Genomic DNA, 18,877 nt, shown 5'->3' with positions numbered 1-18,877 from the left:
GCCGCACCGTCCCACGAGGCGGTTCGTCCATGGGGCACCGGCATGCCGGGCGGGTCTCAAGGGTGTGGACGATCGCTAGGCGATCACCCTGTTCCGACCCATCGCCTTCGCGCGGTAGAGCGCGGCGTCGGCCTGGCTGAGCAACTGCTCCAGCGTGTCCACCCGCATCGGCGATGACAGGGAAGCCAGGCCGACACTGACAGTGACGTCGAGCATGCGGCCATCGTTCAGTGGGATCGGTTCGCTGGCCAGATGGCGCAGGCGCTCGGCGACGGTGCTTGCGTCGTCGGTGTCCAGGTCCGGCAGCAACACCGCGAACTCCTCGCCACCGAACCGCCCGAACAGGCCATCCTGGCGCAGATGCTCGCGCATACGCTGGGCGAAAATCGTCAGCACGGCATCGCCGGCGGCATGTCCGTGGCGATCGTTGACCGACTTGAAGTGGTCGATATCCAGCATCATCGCGACGACGGGCCTGCCTGTCGCCTGCGCATGCTCGGCCAGTTCGCGGCCTCGGCGCATGAACGCGCTCCGGTTCAACGTGCCGGTCAGCGCGTCGTGGTCGGCGGCGTGGTTGAGCGTGGCCAGCAGGCGGTTGCGCGCCGCGTTGACGCTGGCCACGGTCAGGGGCGCCACCGCCAGCAGTGCCATGCCCATCCGCAGTGAAATCACCGGCAACGGACCGTCGTCCCGGAGCTGCAGGTCGATGACGCCGGTGGCGATCGCGATCAGCGTCCACATGCACAACAGCAGGGTGACCAGGGCCGTGGTGAAGAGGCGGTAGGCCAGCGCGCACCACAACAGCGCGGGCACGGGGAAGGCGATGGCCCCCGGGCCCCCGATCACCACGCCGAGCAGGATCGTCAGCAACAACGCCAGCAGCGGCAGCACGGTACGCGGGTGCCGCCGCAGGCGGGCAAGCCGCTCGCGCAGCACCTGCGGCAGCGTCGACGGCGCCGGGGCCAACAACACCACCGGCAGGATGGCGACGTAACAGACAAGCTCGGCCGAGAACCAGAACCCGCTGGTCGTCAGGAAGCCCAGCTTCATGGAAGAACTGAGGCTGCCAGCAAGTCCCGCCGCGAGGGCCGCGGCGGCGGACACCGCCAGTACCGACAGCATCGACAGCGGATGCTGCAGCTGCCGGTCCTCGTGGCGCACCCGCTGGAAGACCAGGAAGCCGGCGGCCACGCCAGCCAGGTTGGCGGCGGTCAGGCGCAGGGTGGTCGGCAGCGAGCTGCCGGTCAGCAGGTCGGCCGCGACATACCCGAGGGCGGCGGCGGCCCAGCCGGCCGGGGAGGCGAGGGCGGGGCGACGGGCGAACAGTCCCAGCAGCAGCGCGTTGGTCGGCCAGAAGGCCGCCAGCTGGTGCTCTGGCCGGGTCAGGATGCCGAGGCCGCAGGCAAGGAAGACGACGGCGACGACCAGCAGGGCCTGCAGGAGCAGCTGGCGAGCCGTGGGCACCGGGGGCGACGGGACGCGCGCGTCCTGCGGAATGGATTGCCGATGTTGCGCGACCATGCTGCCCCTGCGAAGTACGACTGCATGAGGGTGCGCGATCGCGGATCCCGTTCCCCCGGGACTTACCTTACGCCAGGGGGATGACCGTCGTGCAAGTGTCCGGCCGCCCGGACCGTATGGAAGCGCGGCAGGCTTACAGCGCGTAGCCGAACTGCTGCTTGAACTGCTCGTTGAATCCGTCGAAATCGAAGCGCTGGTTCTGCGTGCCCGGGTGCTCGACCTTCAGCGCGCCCATCAGGTTGCCCATGCGTCCGATGGTCAGCCAGTCGTAGCCCTTCTCGATGCCGAAGATCAGGCCCGCGCGGAAGGCGTCGCCGCAACCGGTCGGATCGGTCACGCGGCGCTCGTGCGCCGGCGGGATGTCGTAGGTCTTCTCGGGGGTGTGGATCTGCGAGCCGTGCGGGCCGCGGGTGGTGATGTAGGCCTTCACGCGCTTGACGATGTCGGCCTCGCTCCAGCCCGTGCGTTCCTGCAGCAGGTTGGACTCGTAGTCGTTGACGGTCACGTAGTTGGCCAGTTCGATGAAATGGCGCAGCTCCTCGCCGTTGAACAGCGGCATCGCCTGGCCCGGATCGAAGATGAAGGGGATGCCGGCCTCGGCGAATTCGGCGGCGTTCTGGATCATGCCCTCGCGTCCGTCCGGGCTGACGATGCCGAACGTCACGCCCGGCACGTCCTTCACATGGTTCTCGTAGCTGCGCATCATCGCGCCGGGATGGAACGCGGTGATCTGGTTGTTGTCGTGGTCGGTGGTGATGAACGCCTGCGGGGTGAACAGCTCGTCGATCACCTTCACCTGGTCGAGATTGATGCCCTGCTCGACGAAATGCTCGCGGTAAGGACCGAAATCCTGGCCCACGGTCGCCATCGGGATCGGATCGCCGCCCAGCAGCTTCAGGTTGTAGGCGATGTTGCCGGCGCAGCCGCCGAACTCGCGGCGCATGCGCGGCACCAGGAACGACACGTTCAGGATGTGCACCTTGTCCGGCAGGATGTGGTTCTTGAACTGGTCCGGGAACACCATGATGGTGTCGTAGGCAAGGGAACCACAGATCAGTGCGGACATCGGCAGACTCGGCTGGAGACGGAAGCGGCCGTCCCGGGCCGCAGGAAAAGCGGGACGTGCGCCCCATTCCCGGCGCGCCGGTGCGAAGGTTACCGGCTGGGCCGGCCGGCGGCCAGTCTTGATCGGGAGCGCCCGCCTGCGGGGCGGCGCCGTCGAACGTTGTGCATGCGCGCTGCGAACGGCGTTTTTCCCCGCGGATTCACGAGATTTTTCCTTGCCCGCTCCATGCCGGATTGTTAGGCTAGCCGACTTGTTTTTTGCCCAAAAAATCGCCAGCCCCGCGCGATTTTCCAGCCCCCAGCAGGAACCCGTCCCCCGATGTTCAAGAAGCTCCGCGGCATGTTCTCCAACGACCTGTCCATCGATCTGGGCACGGCCAACACCCTGATCTACGTGCGCGGGCAGGGCATCGTGCTGAACGAGCCGTCGGTCGTGGCGGTGCGCCAGGACCGCGCCATCGGCGGCTCGCGCTCGGTCGCCGCAGTCGGCGCCGAGGCCAAGCAGATGCTGGGCCGTACCCCCGGCCACATCACCACCATCCGCCCGATGAAGGACGGCGTGATCGCCGACTTCACCTACACCGAGGCGATGCTGAAGTACTTCATCAAGAAGGTGCACAAGTCCCGCTTCCTGCGCCCCAGCCCGCGCGTGCTGGTCTGCGTGCCTGCTGGCAGCACCCAGGTGGAGCGCCGCGCGATCAAGGAGTCGGCCGAGGAGGCCGGCGCCCGCGACGTCTACCTGATCGAGGAGCCGATGGCGGCCGCGATCGGCGCCGGCATGCCGGTGACCGAGGCGCGCGGCTCGATGGTCATCGACATCGGCGGCGGCACCACCGAGGTGGCCGTGATCTCGCTGAACGGCATCGTCTACTCGCAGTCGGTCCGCATCGGTGGCGACCGCTTCGACGAATTCATCACCAACTACGTGCGCCGCAACCACGGCATGCTGATCGGCGAAGCCACCGCCGAGCGCATCAAGCTGGAGATCGGCTGCGCCTACCCGCAGGCGGACGTGCAGGAGATGGAGATCTCCGGCCGCAACCTCGCCGAGGGCGTGCCGAAGATGATCAAGATCAACTCCAACGAGGTGCTGGAAGCGCTGCACGAGCCGCTGTCCGGCATCGTCAGCGCGGTCAAGCTGGCGCTGGAGCAGACCCCGCCGGAACTGTGTGCCGACGTCGCCGAGCGCGGCATCGTGCTGACCGGTGGCGGCGCCCTGCTGCGCGACCTGGACCGCCTGATCAGCGAGGAAACCGGCCTGCACGTGCAGGTGGCGGACGATCCGCTGACCTGCGTGGCCCGTGGCGGTGGCCGCGCGCTGGAGCTGGTCGACATGCACGGCAACGAGTTCTTCGCGCCGGAATGAAGCCAGACATCCGGCATCGGCGAACGGGAGCGGCCACGCCGCTCCGACGCCCCGATGCCGTTGCGGGCACGCTGAAGCTCCTCCGCGCCGCGCCCTTGCCGGGCGTTCCCTTCCGATCCACCTCCCTTCGGCCCTGACGTGCCTTCCTACGCCGGTCCTCCTGTCGCCACCCGCGGAGAAGTCGCCAGCACGCTGCGGCTGCTGGGCTACCTGGCGCTGACCATCGCCCTGGTGATCCTCGACCACCGCGGCGGCTGGTTGTCGCAATTGCGGGCGCAGGCCAACGTGGTCACCCAGCCGCTGTGGTGGGTGGCGGGCCTGCCGGGCCGTGTGACGACCCGCGTGCAGGACGATGCGGCCACCCGCACCGGCCTGATCGAAGAGAACCAGCGCCTGCGCAACGACATGCTGGTCGCCAACGCCCGGCTCGCCCGGCTGCAGACGGCCGCGGCCGACAACGCCCAGCTGCGCGCGCTGCTCGGCGTGAAGACCTCGCGCGGCCTCGACGTGCAGTTGGCGCCGATCCTCGACATCGACCTGGCGCCCGGTCGCCAGCGATTGGTGCTGGATGCGGGTAGTCGCGCCGGCGCGCTGGTCGGCCAGTCGGTCATCGATGCCGGTGGCCTGATGGGCCAGATCATCGAGACCACGCCAGTCCATTCCACCGTGCTGCTGCTGACCGATCCGGACCACGCCGTCCCGGTCGTGGTCGCGCGCAACGGCGTGCGCCTGATCGTCTACGGCCGTGGCCGCAGCGACCTGCTGGAACTGGCCGACGTGCCGCTCAACAGCGGCGTGGAAGTGGGCGACGTACTGGTGACCTCGGGCTTGGGCGGCCGTTTCCCGGCCGGCTTCCCGGTCGGCACGATCGCCGCGCTGCGGCCGGACGACAGTCACGCCTTCCTGGTCGGCGACGTTACCCCGGCCGCCCGCCTGGACCGGGGCCGCGACGTGCTGCTGCTGAAGTCCGCGCCGCCGCTGCCCTTGCCGCCGCCGGATCCGAGCCGGTTCCTGCCTGAGAGCACCGCTCCAGTACAGGAGCCGGGTGAGCAGGTGCCGCCTGCCGCGCCGACGACCCAGAGCCCCTCTCCCGCCGGGAGAGGGGTTGGGGTGAGGGGCAACGAAGGTGGGAATAGTGCAACGCCGGGAACGGGAACCGCGCCTGCGACCGTTTCCCCGCAAGCGCCACGCCCTGCAAACGTCCCGACCCTCACCCCAACCCCTCTCCCGGCGGGAGAGGGGCCGAACGCACCGGCTTCGACGCCACCGTCAACGGAGCCGCAACGATGAGCCGCGCGCGCACCGGCTGGCTGATGCCGCTGAGCCTGCTGCTGGCCCTATTGCTGGGCCTGCTGCCGCTGCCCGACCTGCTGCAGCCGCTGCGGCCGTACTGGCTGGCGTTGGTGGTGGCGTACTGGGTGATCGAGGCGCCGGACAGCGCGGGCCTCGGGTTCGCCGTGATCGTCGGCCTGGTCGCCGACCTGATGTTCGGCACGCTGCTGGGCGAACAGGCGCTGCGCCTGCTGATCATGGCCTTCATCCTGCAGCGCTTCCGTGCGCGGCTGCGCTTCTTCCCGATGTCGCAGCAGGCGCTGGCGATCGGCGGCCTGCTGCTCAACGACCGCATCGTCACCACGGTGGTGCACCTGGCGCTGGGCGAGCCCACGCTGCCGTGGCAGTACTGGTGGGCGCCGCTGCTGGGCATGCTGTTCTGGCCGCCGCTGTTCGTGCTGATGGACGCCCTGCGGCTGGGTCGCCGCCGGCGGGGCTGAGCGATGATCGGACACCGCCGGCGCGGCAAGAATCCGCATGCCGAAGCCGATCAGTTCCGCCGCCGCGCGGTGACCGGCTTCGTCGTGGTGGCGCTCTGCCTGCTGGGCCTGGGCGCCTGGTACTTCAAGCTGCAGGTCATCGACCATGCCGACTACGCCACGCGTTCGGAAGCCAACCGCATCCGCCCGCGGCCGGTCGTGCCCGGCCGCGGCACCATCTACGACCGCAACGGCCTGCTGCTGGCGGAGAACGTCCCTGCGTTCCGCCTCGACGTGACCCCCGACAAGGTCAAGGAACCGGTGAAGCTGGTCGCCGACCTGGCGAAGATCATCGACCTCTCGCCCGAGGACATCGAACGCTTCGAGGCCACGCGAAAGGCCACGCGCGGCTTCCGCCCGATCACGCTGAAGCTGCGCGTCAGCGAGGAGGAGATGGCGCGTTTCGCGGTCGACCGCTGGCGCTATCCCGGCGTGGAGCTGGTGCCGTACCTCACCCGCCGCTATCCGTACGGCGAACTGTTCGCGCACATCGTCGGCTACGTCGGCCGCGTGGACGAGAAGGACCTGGAAACGCTGGGCGAGATCAACTCGGCGCTGACCCACATCGGCAAGACCGGCTTGGAGCGCTACTACGACGAACAACTGCGCGGGAAGATCGGCTACGAGAAGGTCGAGACCAACGTGGAAGGCCGCGCGCTGCGCGTGGTCGGTCGCGTGCCAGCGCAGGCGGGCACGGATCTGCGGCTGAGCGTGGACGCCAAGCTGCAGCAGGCCATCGTCGATTCCTTCGGCGAGCTGGAAGGCTCGGCGATCGCCGTCGATCCGCGCACCGGCGAAATCCTGGCGATGGTCAGCCTGCCGAGCTACGACCCCAACCTGTTCGTCAACGGCATCTCGAGCAAGGACTTCAAGCTGCTCAACGACAATCCGTCGCGACCGCAGTTCAATCGCCTCGTGCTGGGCGGCGTGGCGCCGGGTTCGACGCTGAAGCCGCTGATCGCGCTGGCCGGACTGGACAGCGGCAAGCGTAAGCCGGAAGACTCGGTCGTCTCCACCGGCATGTTCTATCTGCCGGGCACCAGCCGCGGCTGGGGCGACGCCAGCCGGCGCGGCCATGGCGTGACCAACCTGCGCAAGTCGATCTCGCAGTCGGTGAACACGTACTACTACCGGCTCGCGCTGGACCTGGGCATCGCGCAGTTCGACGACTACATGGAGCATTACGGCTTCGGCCAGCCGACCGGCGTGGACCTGCGCGGCGAGATCGGCGGCATCCTGCCGTCGCCGGCGGCCAAGCTGAAGGCGCGCAAGGAGCGCTGGTATCCCGGCGACACCGTCAACGTCGCCATCGGCCAGGGCGACTGGAAGGTCACCCCATTGCAGCTGGTGCGCGCCACGGCCGGCATCGCCAACGGGCAGATGCGGCGCCCGCACCTGGTCAGCGAAGCGCGTGTCGGTTTCGACCGCCCGTGGGAACCGATGCCGCAGCCCGCACCGATCGCGATCAGCCCCAATCCGGCGAACGTGGAGGTGGTACGGCTCGGCATGCAGGACACCATGCAGCCCGGCGGTACCGGCTGGCGTACCGCGCTGGGTGCGCCGTACCTGATGGCGGGCAAGACCGGCACCGCGCAGGTGATCAGTCGTCGCGGCACGGCCGCGGTCGACCCGCGCAGCCTGCCGATGCACCTGCGCCACCGCTCGCTGTTCGTCGGCTTCGCGCCGGCCGACAACCCGACCATCGCGATCGCCATCGCCGTGGAAGGCGGCGGTTACGGCGGCAGCACCGCCGGCCCGATGGCGCGCAAGATCTTCGATGCCTACCTGCTGGGCAAGATGCCGGAGAAGGAAGGCGAGGAAGCCGCGCCTGCCGCGCCCGCGGGTGTGACGCCGACGCCTGCTGCGCCGACGACGGTGCCGCAGGCGAATCCGACGCAGGGCGCGAATCCGAGCCAGGGCACGAGCCCCTCTCCCCCCGGGAGAGGGGTTGGGGTGAGGGGCAACGAAGGTCGTGTGGGTACGAGTTCCAACAACTCGGCCGCGCTCGCGCCGCGCTCTTCTTCTTTGCCGGCCATCGCGCCTTTCCAGACCCTCTCCCCAACCCCTCTCCCGGCGGGAGAGGGGCTTAAGCGCGCACCGGGGGCACCGGCATGACCGACCTGCTGCGCTGGGGCTTCGACCTGCTGCGCCACCTGTTGCGCACGGTGGACTGGCTGCTGCTGGGCGCGTTGCTGGCGCTGATGGGGATCGGCCTGGCGGTGCTGTATAGCGCCGGTGGCGAGGCGCTGGGCGATCGCCTGGTGCTGGCGCAGGGCGTGCGCTTCTGCGTCGGCCTAGTGGCGATGTGGGCGCTGTCGCGGGTGACGCCGGTGCGGTTGCGCGCATGGACGCCGGGTGTCTTCGCCGTGGCGCTGGTGCCCCTGGTGCTCGTGCTGTTCATCGGCACCGGCAAGCACGGTGCGCACTGGATCGACCTGAAGTTCTTCTACCTGCAGCCTTCGGAACTGCTGAAGATCGCGCTGCCGATGATGCTGGCGTGGTACCTGCACCGCGAACCCTTGCCGCCGGGCTGGCGCACCACGATCGTGTCGGCGTTGCTGATCGGGCTGCCGACCGGCCTGATCCTGCTGCAGCCGGACTTCGGCACGGCCATGCTGGTCGCGGCGAGCGGCGTGTTCGGCCTGTATCTCGCCGGCCTGTCTTGGTGGTGGTTCATCACCGCCGGTGTGGTCGGCGGCACGGCGGTGGGCCTGGTGATGTTCGCACCGATCTCGTGGTTCTCGTTCCTGCGCGAGTATCAGCAGAACCGCATCCTGACCTTCCGCGACCCGGAGAACGACCCGCTCGGTGCGGGCTGGAACATCCTGCAGTCGAAGATCGCCATCGGCGGCGGCGGCTGGAGCGGCAAGGGGTGGGGCGAGGGCTCGCAATCGCACCTGGACTACCTGCCCGAGCACACCACCGACTTCATCTTCTCGGTGCTGTCGGAAGAATTCGGCTGGGTGGGCGTGATGGTGGTGCTGCTGCTCTATCTGTTCGTCGTCGGTCGCTGCCTGTGGATCGCGATGGATGCGCGCGACACCTATTCGCGGCTGATCGCCGGCACGCTGGGCATGGCGCTGTTCGTCTACGTCATCGTCAACGGCGGCATGGTGTCGGGCCTGCTGCCGGTGGTCGGCGTGCCGATGCCGCTGCTGAGCTACGGGGGCACGTCGGCGGTATCGCTGCTCGCGGGACTGGGGCTGGTGATGGCGGTGCGCGCGCACCGGCCGGTGCATGGCTACTGAGTCCGTCGCCTCACGTCTGCATCGCGTGAGCTGTTCACCCTGCCGCGAAAGGTGCGTGCTACCCTCGCGCCGATGATGCGAAACGCACTTTCCTGTCTGCTGGTGCTGGGCCTTGCGTCCTGTGCCACACCGCAACCGCCGCCGCCGGCTGCTTCGGCGACGCCTTCCACACCTGCATCGACGACGCCCGCCGAAACCTCGGTCGAACGCGTCGCCGACGTGCCGCCGGAAGCGCTGAAGCCGGTCGACTTCCCTACTGCGCGCGCGCAGTTCGTGAAGGACACCGCGGCGAAGTACGGCATCGCACCGGCCGAGATCGAGGCGACGCTGGCTAAGGCGCAGTTCCTCGACAGCGTGGTCGCGGCGATGTCGCGCCCCGCGGAACGCGTGAAGCCGTGGAGCGAGTACCGCGTCGGGTTCCTCACCCAGACGCGCATCGATGGCGGCCGCAAGTTCATCGCCGCGCATCGCGACGAACTGACCCGCGTCGAGCAGCAGTACGGCGTGCCCGCCGAGGTGATCGTCTCGATCATCGGTGTGGAAACCAACTACGGCGGCTTCACCGGCCGGCACAAGGTGCTGGATGCGCTGTACACGCTGGCGTTCCGCTATCCGCGCACCGGCAATCCCGAACGCGCCGCCTATGAACACCGCCGCGAGCAGTTCTTCCGCGACGAGCTGGCGCAGTTGTTCGCACTGGGCCGCGAGGAGAACCTGGACATCGCCTCGCTGACCGGCAGCTACGCCGGTGCGATGGGGCTGGGCCAGTTCATGCCGTCCAGCTACCGCGAATTCGCGGTGGACGGCAACGGCGACGGCCGCCGCGACCTGTTCACCACGTATCCCGACATCTTTGCGTCGATCGCCAACTACTTCCGCAAGAAGGGCGGCGAGCGCGGCGGCTGGGTCCCGGGCGGTGCGGTGGTCGCACGCGCGCAGCTGCAGGACGGTTTCGCCGAGTTCAATCCGGAAACGTGGACGCCGGACTACACGCTGGCGCAGCTGGCCGAGAAAGGCTACCGGCCGCTCGAGCCGGTGGCGCCCGATGCGACGGCGACGCTGGTGCAGCTGGATGGCGCCGACGGCAAGCAGTACTGGCTGGGCTTCCAGAACTACTACGCAATCACCCGTTACAACAATTCCAAGATGTACGCGATGGCGGTGCACCAGCTGTCGCAGGCCATCGCGGGCCGCGAGATCCCGCCGGCATGAAGTGGCTGGTCCTGCCGCTACTGGCGGTGGCCCTGGCCGCGTGCAGCACGGCGCCGAAGAAGTCGCCGTCGCCATCGACCGGGGGCATCACCCGTCCGTCGCCGGCAACGCCTTTGCCCGGCATCGCCGGCAAGGACTGCTCGCGTTACGCACCCGCGCAGGAAGACCTGTCCACGCGCGGCGACTACACCGCCGGCGGCCTCTACAAGCCGGGCGTCTCCGACACCACCCCGGACCACGTGCCCGACCTGGACTGCATCCGCGAACCCGTCGTTACCGCCGAAGCGCGCTCGCGCGTGGGCAACAAGTCGCCGTATTCGGTGCTGGGCAAGCAGTACAAGGTGCTCGACCGCGTCGACGGCTACGTGGAGCAGGGCACAGCTTCCTACTATGGTAACAAGTTCCATGGCCGCCGCACCTCCAACCAGGAGGTGTACGACATGTACGCCTACAGCGCCGCGCACAAATCGCTGCCACTGCCGAGCTTCGCGCGGGTCACCAACCTGGACAACGGGCAGTCCGTGGTCGTGCGGGTGAATGATCGCGGTCCGTTCCACGAAGGCCGCGTGATCGACCTCAGCTACGCCGCCGCAGTCCGTCTGGGCATCACCCAGCGCGGCACCGGTCGCGTGGAAGTGCGCGCGCTGACGCCGGATGGCAGCACGCTCGCCGCCGCGCCCGCGCCCGCGCCTTCGTCATCGGCGATGGACCAATTGGTCGGCCAGTTGCCGAAGGACGCCGCGCGTTACCACGTCCCTGCCAAGCCCGGGGATGCGCCCAGTGCCGCCGGTTTCGAGGCATGGATGAAGGCCAACGGCGTGCGCGTGGCATCAGGCAAGCCCGGTGCGCCTGCGGTGCCTTCAGTGGCGGCGCCGTCCGCGACACCTGCTTCGCCGCAGGCGGCCGTCGTGGCGTCTGTGGCCACGCTGCCGCCTGCCCTGCAGCTGCAGGTCGCCAGTTTCTCCAGCCGCGACAATGCCGACCGCGCCCTGGCGCGTCTGACCGCCGCCGGCATCGCCGATGCGCGGCTCAGCGATGTGCCCGGTGCGGATCGCCCCCTGTGGCGCCTGCGCGTCGGCGCGGCGGATGCCGCATCGGCAGAGGCGCTGGCAGGCAGGATCGCCAGCCTGGGCTTCGGTCGCCCGCAGATCGTCCGCGAGTAGCGGCGCGCACCGGTCCGTCGGTTTTTTTACGTCTTTCCAACCCAACCCGCGGTCGGCCTCCCTACAATATTCGCCTTGAACCGTCAGGCCCACGGCCTTGCCAGGAGTTTTCCGCCGATGAAGTTCCGTTTCGCCCTCGCCGCGCTCGCGACCACCGCCATGGGCCTGGCCATTGCCCAGACGCCCGCGCCGACCCCGGCGCCCGCCGCGCCTGCCGCCGCGGCCGTCGAGATCCCGCCGCCGCCCAAGCCCACCGCCACCGCGTGGGTGCTGGTCGACTACATCACCGGCCAGGTCCTGGCGGGCGAGAACTACAACGAGCGCGTCGAGCCGGCCAGCATCACCAAGGTCATGACTTCGTACGTGCTGGCGGCCGAGCAGAAGAACGGCAAGATCAAGCCCGACGACCAGGTGATGATGAGCGAGCGCGCCTGGCGCGAGGGTGGCGCCGGCACCGACGGCAGCTACAGCGGCTTCGCCGTCAACAAGACCGCGCCGCTGCTGGACATGGAAAAGGGCATGGCCGTGCAGTCGGGCAACGACGCCGCCATCGCGCTGGCCGAGCACGCCGCCGGCAGCCAGGAAGCGTTCGCGTCGCTGATGAACAACTACGCCGCGCAGATCGGCATGAAGGGCTCGCACTTCGTCAACGCGCATGGCCTGTCCGCGCCGGAGCACTACTCGACGGCGTACGACCTGGCCCTGCTGGGTCGTTCGTTCATCCGCGACTATCCCGAGCAGTACGCGTTCAACAAGATCAAGGAATTCACGGTCGGCACCATCACCCAGCCGAACCGCAACCTGCTGCTGTGGCGCGATGCGAGCGTCGACGGCATCAAGACGGGCCACCATTCCGGTGCCGGCTACTGCCTGATGAGTTCGGCCAAGCGCGGCGACCAGCGCCTGGTCGCGGTGGTGATGGGCTCGACCTCCGAGAAGCAGCGCGCCGACGACAGCCTGGCGCTGTTGAACTGGGGCTTCCGCTTCTACGAAACGCATCGCCTGTACGAGCCGGGCAAGGCCATCGCCACGCAGCGCGTGTGGAAGGGTCAGGCCAAGGAAGTGCAGCTGGGCGTGGCGCAGCCGATGCTGGTCAGCGTGCCGCGCGGCCGCTACGACGCGCTGAAGCCGACGATGGACGTGCCGAAGACGCTGGTCGCCCCGATCACCGCCGGCCAGGCCATCGGCACGGTGAAGGTCACGCTGGACGGCAAGGTGGTCGCGGAGTCGCCGCTGGTGGCGATCACGCCGATCGAAGAAGCCGGCTTCTTCAAGCGCCTGTGGGATGCGTTCTGGATGTGGTGGGAGTCGGAGTGATCCGGCGCGTCACCGCATGAGAAAAAGGCCGGCATTGCCGGCCTTTTTTGTTTCCGACGCCTACAACCCCGCGGCGATCACTGCGATGGCGAAGATCGCCAGCGGAATCGCCAACAGGTTGATGCGATTCAGTCGTTCGCGGAACAGCAGCATGCCGGCCAGCGTGCCCAGCACGACCACACCGATGTTCATGGTGGAGAACACCACCGCCGGGTTGTCCGGCAGCGCGCGGTGCGCTTTTACGTAGAACAGGATGTTGCCGAAGTTCAGCGCGCCCAGCAGCAGGCCGCTCCCGAGTGCGGGCAATGTCAGCGACGGACCGCCGCGCACGCTCCGCACGACCTGCACGCCCATCATCACCACGAAGGCGGCAACGAAGGCGACCTGCAGCGAGGCGGCGAACGGTGTCCCGGCCGCCGCGATGTGCTTGAGCAGCACGTCCACGCTGGCGTAGCCGACCAGGACCAGCAGGGGCAGCGCCCAACCGCTCCAGCCGCCTTCGGCTTCGCCCGACGCAGCGCGCGGCCGCAGCACCAGCAGCACGATCGCCAGCAGGCCCAGCGCAAGCCCGGCCAGGCGCTGCGCATCGGCCTGTTCGCCGAACCAAAGGAACGCCGCCAGCAGCGACAGCACCAGCGACATGCGCTGCGCGATGTCGGTCCGCACGATGCCGGCTGCGCGCACCGAGGCCGACAGCGCCAGGAAGATGCCGGGCAGCAGCACCGCCAGCAGGGCGAGCGCGGGCCAGGGCGCGTGCGGTGCGGCCAGTGCCGACAACGGGGGATCCAGCAACGTGAAGCACAGCAGCGAGGCCGCCAGGTAATTCCAGGCGATGCCCTGGGCGGTGTCGATGCCGCGGCGCTGCATGAGCTTGAGCAGGACCGAGACGAGCACGCTGCAGACGACGCTGGAGAGCAGGTACGGCACGGCTGATCTCACGGAAGGGGTCGGCATTATCGCCGCATCCGTGGGTCAGGCCGCTCCCGGATGGCCTTCGACTGTCACTCTTTCCGTGTACAACAAACGATGCCGCATTCTTCGCCTATGATCGTCAACGGGGCGATGCGGCGCACAAGCGCAGATCGCGCCCGCAACGGAAGGTCCGCGGGGTGCGGGCACCATCATTCTCAAGGAGATGCACCAGTGAACAGGGGAATTGGCAAGACGGTAACGATGACGGCCTGCCTGCTGATGGCGACCGCAGCAACGGCGCCCGTGTGGGCGCAGCGCCAGAGTGCGCAGGACCAGCGCAAGCAGCAGACCGCGGAAATCCCGACCTGCAGCAAGCCGCTGGGCAGCATCTCGGTGATCGAGCCGGAGGATGGCGTGAACTGGTGGAGCGGCCAGCAGCTGCCCGCACCGTCGAAGCTGATCAAGGTGTTCGTGAACAAGTCGCGCTGCTTCACGCTGGTCGACCGTGGCGTGGGCATGGGTGCGGCGATGGCCGAGCGCGATCTGGCCGCCAGCGGCGAACTGCGCAACCGCTCCAACATCGGCAAGGGCCAGATCCGCGCCGCCGACTACGTGCTGGTGCCCGATCTGATCTCGCAGAACAGCAACGCCGGCGGCAACGCCATCAGCGGCCTGCTGGGCGGACTGGTGGGCGGCAATGTCGGTCGCATGGTCGGTGGACTGGACTTCAAGAAAAAGACCGCCGACGTGGTGCTGACGGTCACCGATGTGCGTTCGTCCGAGCAGGTCGCCATGGCCGAGGGCAGCGCCAAGAAGACCGACATCGGCTGGGGCGCGGGCGGCAGCCTGTTCACCGGCAGCCACTGGGGCGGCGGCGGTGCCAGCGGCTACGCCAACACCGAGATCGGCCAGGTCATCACGCTGGCCTACCTGCAGGCCTACACCAACCTGGTGAGCGAGCTGGGCGGCCTGTCCGGCAACGCGTCGGCCTCCAACGCCCAGCAGGCGGTAGAAATGACCAAGCCGGGTCGCTTGTTCGCCAATCCGAAGGGTACCGGCAAGCCTGTGCGCGACCTGGATCCGGGGATGATGCTGTACCCGACCGGCAACAAGGACGGCATGATGTGGGAAGTCGAGGACGAACTCGGCAACAAGGGCTGGGTCTCGTCCACCCTGGTGCAGCTGGCGCGCTGAGCCGCGTCACTGTGTGAACGAAGGGCCGCGCAAGCGGCCCTTCGTCGTTCCGGGATGGCATCGGCTTGGCTTTCGCCGCCGGCGTCCCAATAATCCGGGGATGGAAATCAAATCCGACAACCCCGAACACGGCTTCCAGTTCCCCGGCACCTTCGAGCTCAGCGCCATGGGCACGGCCGGCACCGGTCTGGAAACCGAACTCCCGCGCCTGCTGGAATCGAAAGGCGTCGAAGTCCTGCATGAAGACATCAGCTGGAAGCATTCGGCCAACGGCAAGTACGTGTCCGTGCGCATCCGCTTCCAGGCCAACGACCGCGCGCAGTACGACGCCGCCCATGAAGCGCTGCGCGACCATCCCGAAGTGAAGTGGACGCTGTGACGGCGACCTGCATCGTCCGCGAGCTCGGCCGTCAGCCGTACGAGCCGGTCTGGCGCGCGATGCAACGCTTCACCGATGCGCGCATCGACGACACGCCCGATGAGCTGTGGCTGGTCGAGCACGATCCGGTGTTCACCCTCGGCCAGGCCGGCAAGCCCGAGCACGTGCTGGCGGCAGGCGACATCCCGGTGATCCACGTCGATCGCGGCGGCCAGGTGACCTACCACGGCCCCGGCCAGATCGTGGCGTACCCGCTGTTCGACCTGAAGCGCCTGAAAGTCGGCGTGCGCGACTACGTTTGCAAGATCGAGCAGGCGATGATCGACACGCTCGCCGAATGGAATATCGAGGCCGCGCGCAAGGACGGTGCACCCGGCGTTTACGTGGCGGGCGCCAAGATCGGCGCGCTCGGCATCCGCGTGCGCCATGGCTGCACGTTCCATGGGCTCGCGTTCAATATCGCGATGGACCTGGAACCGTTCCACCGCATCAATCCCTGCGGCTACCAGGGCCTGCAGGTCGTCTCGCTCGCCGATCTCGGTGGGCCGTCCGGCATGGATCAGGTGAAGCCTGTGCTGCTGAAGCACATGGCGGACCAGTTCGGCCTGTCGCTGCAGCGCGAAGCCGTGTTGCCGGATCTCTCCGAAGCCGCGTAGCGCAGGCAGGTTGTGGGAGCGACGTAAGTCGCGAAGGCTTTCCCGGAAACCTTGCAACCGAAGGTGAAGCGGACGCGGCCTGGGTCAGGGCGCCTCGTGCATGGATGCCTTCGAAACTTTGTCGCATCGCGACTCACGTCGCTCCCACGTCGGGGCAGTCGCGTGCGCCGAGCCGGGCCCATGCCACAATCGGTCGCCATGAATGACGCGACCCTGTCCCTCGACACCGAACGCGATGCCCTGATCGAACGCGGCCTGGCGCGCCTCCGCGCCGTGTCCGCCGACGTGGAGGGACTGCTCGCCGATACGAACCACGTCGGCCGCGTGTCGCGCGTGATCGCCACGAGCGACCTGGCGCTCGAAACCCTGCGTCGCCAGCCCGACCTGCTGACCGCACTGCTCCGCGACGACGGTGTCGCGCCATGGCCGGTGCCCGCACTGACGACCGACAACACGGTGCAATGGCCCGAGCTGCTGCGTCGTTACCGCACCGCCGAATCGACGCGCCTCGTATGGCGCGACGTGCACGGGCTGGACGCCGTCGACGACACGCTGGCCGGCACCACGCGCCTGGCCGAGGTCTGCCTGCAGACCGGGCTGGAGGCTCTGGAAGCGGAGTTCGCGCAACGCCACGGCGTGGTGCGCGCGCCGGACGGCAGCGCGCAGCGGCTGGTGGTGTTCGGGCTGGGCAAGCTGGGCGGTGGCGAACTGAATTTCTCGTCCGACATCGACCTGGTCTATGCGTATCCGCAGGGTGGCGAATCCGATGGTGCGCGGTCGCTCGCTGCCGAGGACTACTTCATGCGGCTGGGCCAGCGGCTGGCGAAACTGCTGGACGAACCGACCGTCGACGGCTTCTGCCATCGCGTCGACCTGCGCTTGCGCCCCTTCGGCAATGCCGGTCGCGTCGCGCTGTCGTTCGCCGGCATGGACCAGTACTTCCAGCGCGAAGGCCGCGACTGGGAGCGCTATGCGTGGTTGAAGGCGCGCGCGGTGGCCGGTGATATCGATGCTGGCGAACGCTGGCTGGAATCGCTGCGCCCGTTCGTCTATCGCCGCTACCTGGACTACACCGCGCTCGACGGTCTGCGTGAGATGAAAGCCGCCATCGCTGCCGAAGTCGCGCGCTGCGAACTGGCGGACGACATCAAGCGTGGACCGGGTGGGATCCGCGAGATCGAATTCCTGGCGCAGGCGCTGCAGTTGATCCGGGGCGGTCGCGAACCGGCCTTGCGTGAACGCCGCCTGCGCGTCGCGTTGCCGGCACTGGTCGCTGCCCGACAGGTCTCGGTCGAGGAAGGCGATGCGCTGATGCAGGCCTATCGCTTCCTGCGTCGACTGGAGAATCGCCTGCAGATGCTGCGCGACGCACAGACGCATGCGCTGCCGGAGGATCCACTGGACCGGCATCGCATCGCGCGAGGCCTCGACTATCCGGACTGGGACAGCCTGCGTGCCGCGTTGGACGTGCAACGCGCGCGCGTTGCCGCCGAGTTCGCCGAACTGCTGGCGCCGCGCCAGCGCGACACCGCGCCCGACGCACTGGCGCTGTACTGGCGCGCGCTGCCCGACGGTGGGGAAGCGGGCACGCTGGCGGCGTCGGGTTTCGCGGACGCGGGCAGTGCCGATGGTGCGTTGCGTGAGTTCGCGCAATTCAGTGGCGTGCGTGCCTTGTCCGACGGCGCGCGCGCGCGATTGGATCGCGTGGTGCCGGCCCTGCTCGACGCCTGCGCGCGGTCGTCACAGCCGGATGCCGCGTTGCGCCGGGTGCTGTCGCTGCTGCAGGCCGTCCTGCGCCGCGCCAGCTACCTCGCGCTGCTCGACGAGCAGCCCAGCGCATTGGGCCGCCTGGTCGACGTGCTGGCGCGCAGTGCGCTGCTGTCCGAACGCCTGGCGCACTATCCGCTGCTGCTGGACGAGCTGCTCGACACGCGCGTCTCCGGGCCGATGCCGGACCGCGACGAATTGCGGACCGAGTGCGAGGCCGCACTGGTCGAGGAGGATCCGGAGACCTGCCTGCGCGTGCTCAACGAGCGCCGTCTGGCGCTGAGTTTCCGCGTCGCGTTGGCCGCGCTCGATGGCCGTCAGTCCGCGCGCGACAGCGTGCGCCAGCTGGGCTGGCTGGCGGACGAGGTCGTCCGCGTGGTCGTGCAGGTCGCCACGCGCGATGTCGCCGCCTCGCACGGCATCGTTGCCGCAGGACGGTTCGCGGTGATCGGTTATGGCAGCCTGGGGGGCGAGGAGCTCGGCTTCGGTTCGGATCTCGACCTGGTGTTCCTGTTCGATGCGCCGGCCGAGGCGGAATCGGATGGCAAGCGGCCGATGGAAGCCGGTCGCTGGTACGCCAGGCTGGCCCAGAAGGTCGTCGCGCTGCTTGGTGCCGTGACCGCGGCGGGACGGCTCTACGACGTGGACGTCCGGCTGCGCCCGGACGGCGCGAAAGGCCTGCTGGTGTCGTCGCTGGCCAGCTTCACCGAGTACCAGCGCGAGCGCGCCTGGACCTGGGAACACCAGGCACTGGTGCGTGCGCGTGGCGTCGCCGGCGATGCCTCGCTGCTTCAGACGTTCGAAGACATCCGGGCCGCGACGCTGGCGCGGTCGCGCGATGTCGACGTCCTGCGCGACGACGTGGTGAAGATGCGCGGACGCATGCGTTCCGAACTCGACCGCAGCGACGTCGCGCGCTTCGATTTGAAGCAGGGCGCCGGTGGCCTGGTCGACCTGGAATTCCTGATCCAGTACCTGGTCCTGCGCGATGCCATGGCGCAACCCGCCTTGTTGTTGCCGCGGGATACGCCGCGCCTGATCGCGTCGCTGGCGGCCGAGGGGGCGCTGACTCCGGAAGAAGCCAGTGCGCTCGATGCGGTGCATGCCACCTTCGTCGCCGAAGGTCTGGCCTGCACGCTGGACCGGCGTCCGAGGCTGGTCGTCGAGAACGCCGCACTGGCGATGGCGCGTGCGGTGGTGATGCGGACGACGGCCGCGCACGGATTGGACGTCGCGTCGTCGCCCTGAGCCTGGCGTGGCCAGCCA

General features: G+C 68.7%; 15 protein-coding genes. 12 read left to right on the top strand and 3 right to left on the bottom strand.

Annotated features, from left to right (window positions below):
• Positions 1 to 75: 75 nt before the first annotated feature.
• Positions 76 to 1,521 carry a GGDEF domain-containing protein gene (locus IB230_RS08415; RefSeq protein WP_192270875.1) on the bottom strand — a complete coding sequence of 482 codons (1,446 nt, stop codon included), beginning with the start codon at positions 1,519 to 1,521 and terminating at the stop codon, positions 76 to 78.
• 133 nt (positions 1,522 to 1,654) lie between these two features.
• Positions 1,655 to 2,587, bottom strand: a complete 933-nt coding sequence (locus tag IB230_RS08410; RefSeq protein WP_192270870.1) for a carbohydrate kinase family protein — start codon at positions 2,585 to 2,587, stop codon at positions 1,655 to 1,657.
• Between the two features lie 318 nt (positions 2,588 to 2,905).
• Between IB230_RS08410 and IB230_RS08405 the strand changes: the two genes are divergently transcribed.
• From IB230_RS08405 to IB230_RS08370, 8 genes are all read left to right on the top strand, one after another.
• On the top strand, positions 2,906 to 3,952 hold the full coding sequence (locus IB230_RS08405) for a rod shape-determining protein (protein WP_192270868.1): 1,047 nt from the start codon (positions 2,906 to 2,908) through the stop codon (positions 3,950 to 3,952).
• Positions 3,953 to 4,090: 138 nt separating this feature from the next.
• Positions 4,091 to 5,242 (top strand): rod shape-determining protein MreC, encoded by a 1,152-nt coding sequence (gene mreC / locus IB230_RS08400; RefSeq protein WP_192270866.1) that lies wholly within the window; start codon positions 4,091 to 4,093, stop codon positions 5,240 to 5,242.
• Positions 5,239 to 5,724: a rod shape-determining protein MreD gene (gene mreD, locus IB230_RS08395; protein ID WP_192270864.1), complete on the top strand. Its 486-nt coding sequence runs from the start codon at positions 5,239 to 5,241 to the stop codon at positions 5,722 to 5,724. The genes mreC and mreD overlap by 4 nt, the downstream gene beginning before the upstream one ends.
• 3 nt (positions 5,725 to 5,727) lie before the next feature.
• Positions 5,728 to 7,878 carry a penicillin-binding protein 2 gene (mrdA, locus tag IB230_RS08390; protein WP_192270862.1) on the top strand — a complete coding sequence of 717 codons (2,151 nt, stop codon included), beginning with the start codon at positions 5,728 to 5,730 and terminating at the stop codon, positions 7,876 to 7,878.
• Complete coding sequence (rodA, locus tag IB230_RS08385; RefSeq protein WP_192270860.1) at positions 7,875 to 9,011, top strand: rod shape-determining protein RodA; 1,137 nt, start codon at positions 7,875 to 7,877, stop codon at positions 9,009 to 9,011. Before mrdA ends, rodA begins: the two co-directional genes overlap by 4 nt.
• Positions 9,012 to 9,083: 72 nt before the next feature.
• Complete coding sequence (gene mltB, locus IB230_RS08380; RefSeq protein WP_192270859.1) at positions 9,084 to 10,223, top strand: lytic murein transglycosylase B; 1,140 nt, start codon at positions 9,084 to 9,086, stop codon at positions 10,221 to 10,223.
• The gene (locus IB230_RS08375; protein WP_192270857.1) at positions 10,220 to 11,386 is read left to right on the top strand and encodes a septal ring lytic transglycosylase RlpA family protein; all 1,167 of its coding nucleotides are present in this window, start codon (positions 10,220 to 10,222) and stop codon (positions 11,384 to 11,386) included. Before mltB ends, IB230_RS08375 begins: the two co-directional genes overlap by 4 nt.
• A gap of 117 nt (positions 11,387 to 11,503) precedes the next feature.
• Positions 11,504 to 12,703, top strand: a complete 1,200-nt coding sequence (locus tag IB230_RS08370; RefSeq protein ID WP_192270855.1) for a D-alanyl-D-alanine carboxypeptidase family protein — start codon at positions 11,504 to 11,506, stop codon at positions 12,701 to 12,703.
• Between the two features lie 60 nt (positions 12,704 to 12,763).
• On the opposite strand, the gene IB230_RS08365 is transcribed toward IB230_RS08370, so the two are convergent.
• On the bottom strand, positions 12,764 to 13,630 hold the full coding sequence (locus IB230_RS08365; RefSeq protein WP_192270853.1) for an EamA family transporter: 867 nt from the start codon (positions 13,628 to 13,630) through the stop codon (positions 12,764 to 12,766).
• Positions 13,631 to 13,876: 246 nt separating this feature from the next.
• On the opposite strand from IB230_RS08365, the gene IB230_RS08360 reads away from it, so the two are divergent.
• The 4 genes from IB230_RS08360 to glnE all read left to right on the top strand — a co-directional run bounded on the left by IB230_RS08360 (position 13,877) and on the right by glnE (position 18,859).
• Positions 13,877 to 14,809, top strand: coding sequence for a CsgG/HfaB family protein (locus IB230_RS08360; protein WP_192271408.1), 933 nt, complete (start codon positions 13,877 to 13,879; stop codon positions 14,807 to 14,809).
• 100 nt (positions 14,810 to 14,909) lie between these two features.
• Positions 14,910 to 15,188 (top strand): DUF493 family protein, encoded by a 279-nt coding sequence (locus IB230_RS08355; RefSeq protein ID WP_162337146.1) that lies wholly within the window; start codon positions 14,910 to 14,912, stop codon positions 15,186 to 15,188.
• Positions 15,176 to 15,844 carry a lipoyl(octanoyl) transferase LipB gene (gene lipB, locus IB230_RS08350; RefSeq protein WP_192270851.1) on the top strand — a complete coding sequence of 223 codons (669 nt, stop codon included), beginning with the start codon at positions 15,176 to 15,178 and terminating at the stop codon, positions 15,842 to 15,844. The genes IB230_RS08355 and lipB overlap by 13 nt, the downstream gene beginning before the upstream one ends.
• Before the next feature lie 198 nt (positions 15,845 to 16,042).
• Positions 16,043 to 18,859, top strand: coding sequence for a bifunctional [glutamate--ammonia ligase]-adenylyl-L-tyrosine phosphorylase/[glutamate--ammonia-ligase] adenylyltransferase (glnE, locus tag IB230_RS08345; protein WP_225589291.1), 2,817 nt, complete (start codon positions 16,043 to 16,045; stop codon positions 18,857 to 18,859).
• Positions 18,860 to 18,877: the final 18 nt, after the last annotated feature.

The organism is Pseudoxanthomonas sp. PXM01, from assembly GCF_014851815.1.
Taxonomy (GTDB): domain Bacteria; phylum Pseudomonadota; class Gammaproteobacteria; order Xanthomonadales; family Xanthomonadaceae; genus Pseudoxanthomonas_A.
Note: the sequence above shows the minus strand (reverse complement) of the source record. Positions and strands in the feature narration are given on the sequence as shown.

Excerpts from the sequence above, each read along its gene's own strand:
- IB230_RS08415 (WP_192270875.1), bottom strand. The coding sequence starts at position 1,521 with ATGGTCGCGCAACATCGGCAATCCATTCCGCAGGACGCGCGCGTCCCG.
- IB230_RS08410 (WP_192270870.1), bottom strand. The coding sequence starts at position 2,587 with ATGTCCGCACTGATCTGTGGTTCCCTTGCCTACGACACCATCATGGTG.
- IB230_RS08405 (WP_192270868.1), top strand. The coding sequence starts at position 2,906 with ATGTTCAAGAAGCTCCGCGGCATGTTCTCCAACGACCTGTCCATCGAT.
- mreD (WP_192270864.1), top strand. The coding sequence starts at position 5,239 with ATGAGCCGCGCGCGCACCGGCTGGCTGATGCCGCTGAGCCTGCTGCTG.
- mrdA (WP_192270862.1), top strand. The coding sequence starts at position 5,728 with ATGATCGGACACCGCCGGCGCGGCAAGAATCCGCATGCCGAAGCCGAT.
- rodA (WP_192270860.1), top strand. The coding sequence starts at position 7,875 with ATGACCGACCTGCTGCGCTGGGGCTTCGACCTGCTGCGCCACCTGTTG.
- mltB (WP_192270859.1), top strand. The coding sequence starts at position 9,084 with ATGATGCGAAACGCACTTTCCTGTCTGCTGGTGCTGGGCCTTGCGTCC.
- IB230_RS08375 (WP_192270857.1), top strand. The coding sequence starts at position 10,220 with ATGAAGTGGCTGGTCCTGCCGCTACTGGCGGTGGCCCTGGCCGCGTGC.
- IB230_RS08370 (WP_192270855.1), top strand. The coding sequence starts at position 11,504 with ATGAAGTTCCGTTTCGCCCTCGCCGCGCTCGCGACCACCGCCATGGGC.
- IB230_RS08360 (WP_192271408.1), top strand. The coding sequence starts at position 13,877 with ATGACGGCCTGCCTGCTGATGGCGACCGCAGCAACGGCGCCCGTGTGG.
- IB230_RS08355 (WP_162337146.1), top strand. The coding sequence starts at position 14,910 with ATGGAAATCAAATCCGACAACCCCGAACACGGCTTCCAGTTCCCCGGC.
- glnE (WP_225589291.1), top strand. The coding sequence starts at position 16,043 with ATGAATGACGCGACCCTGTCCCTCGACACCGAACGCGATGCCCTGATC.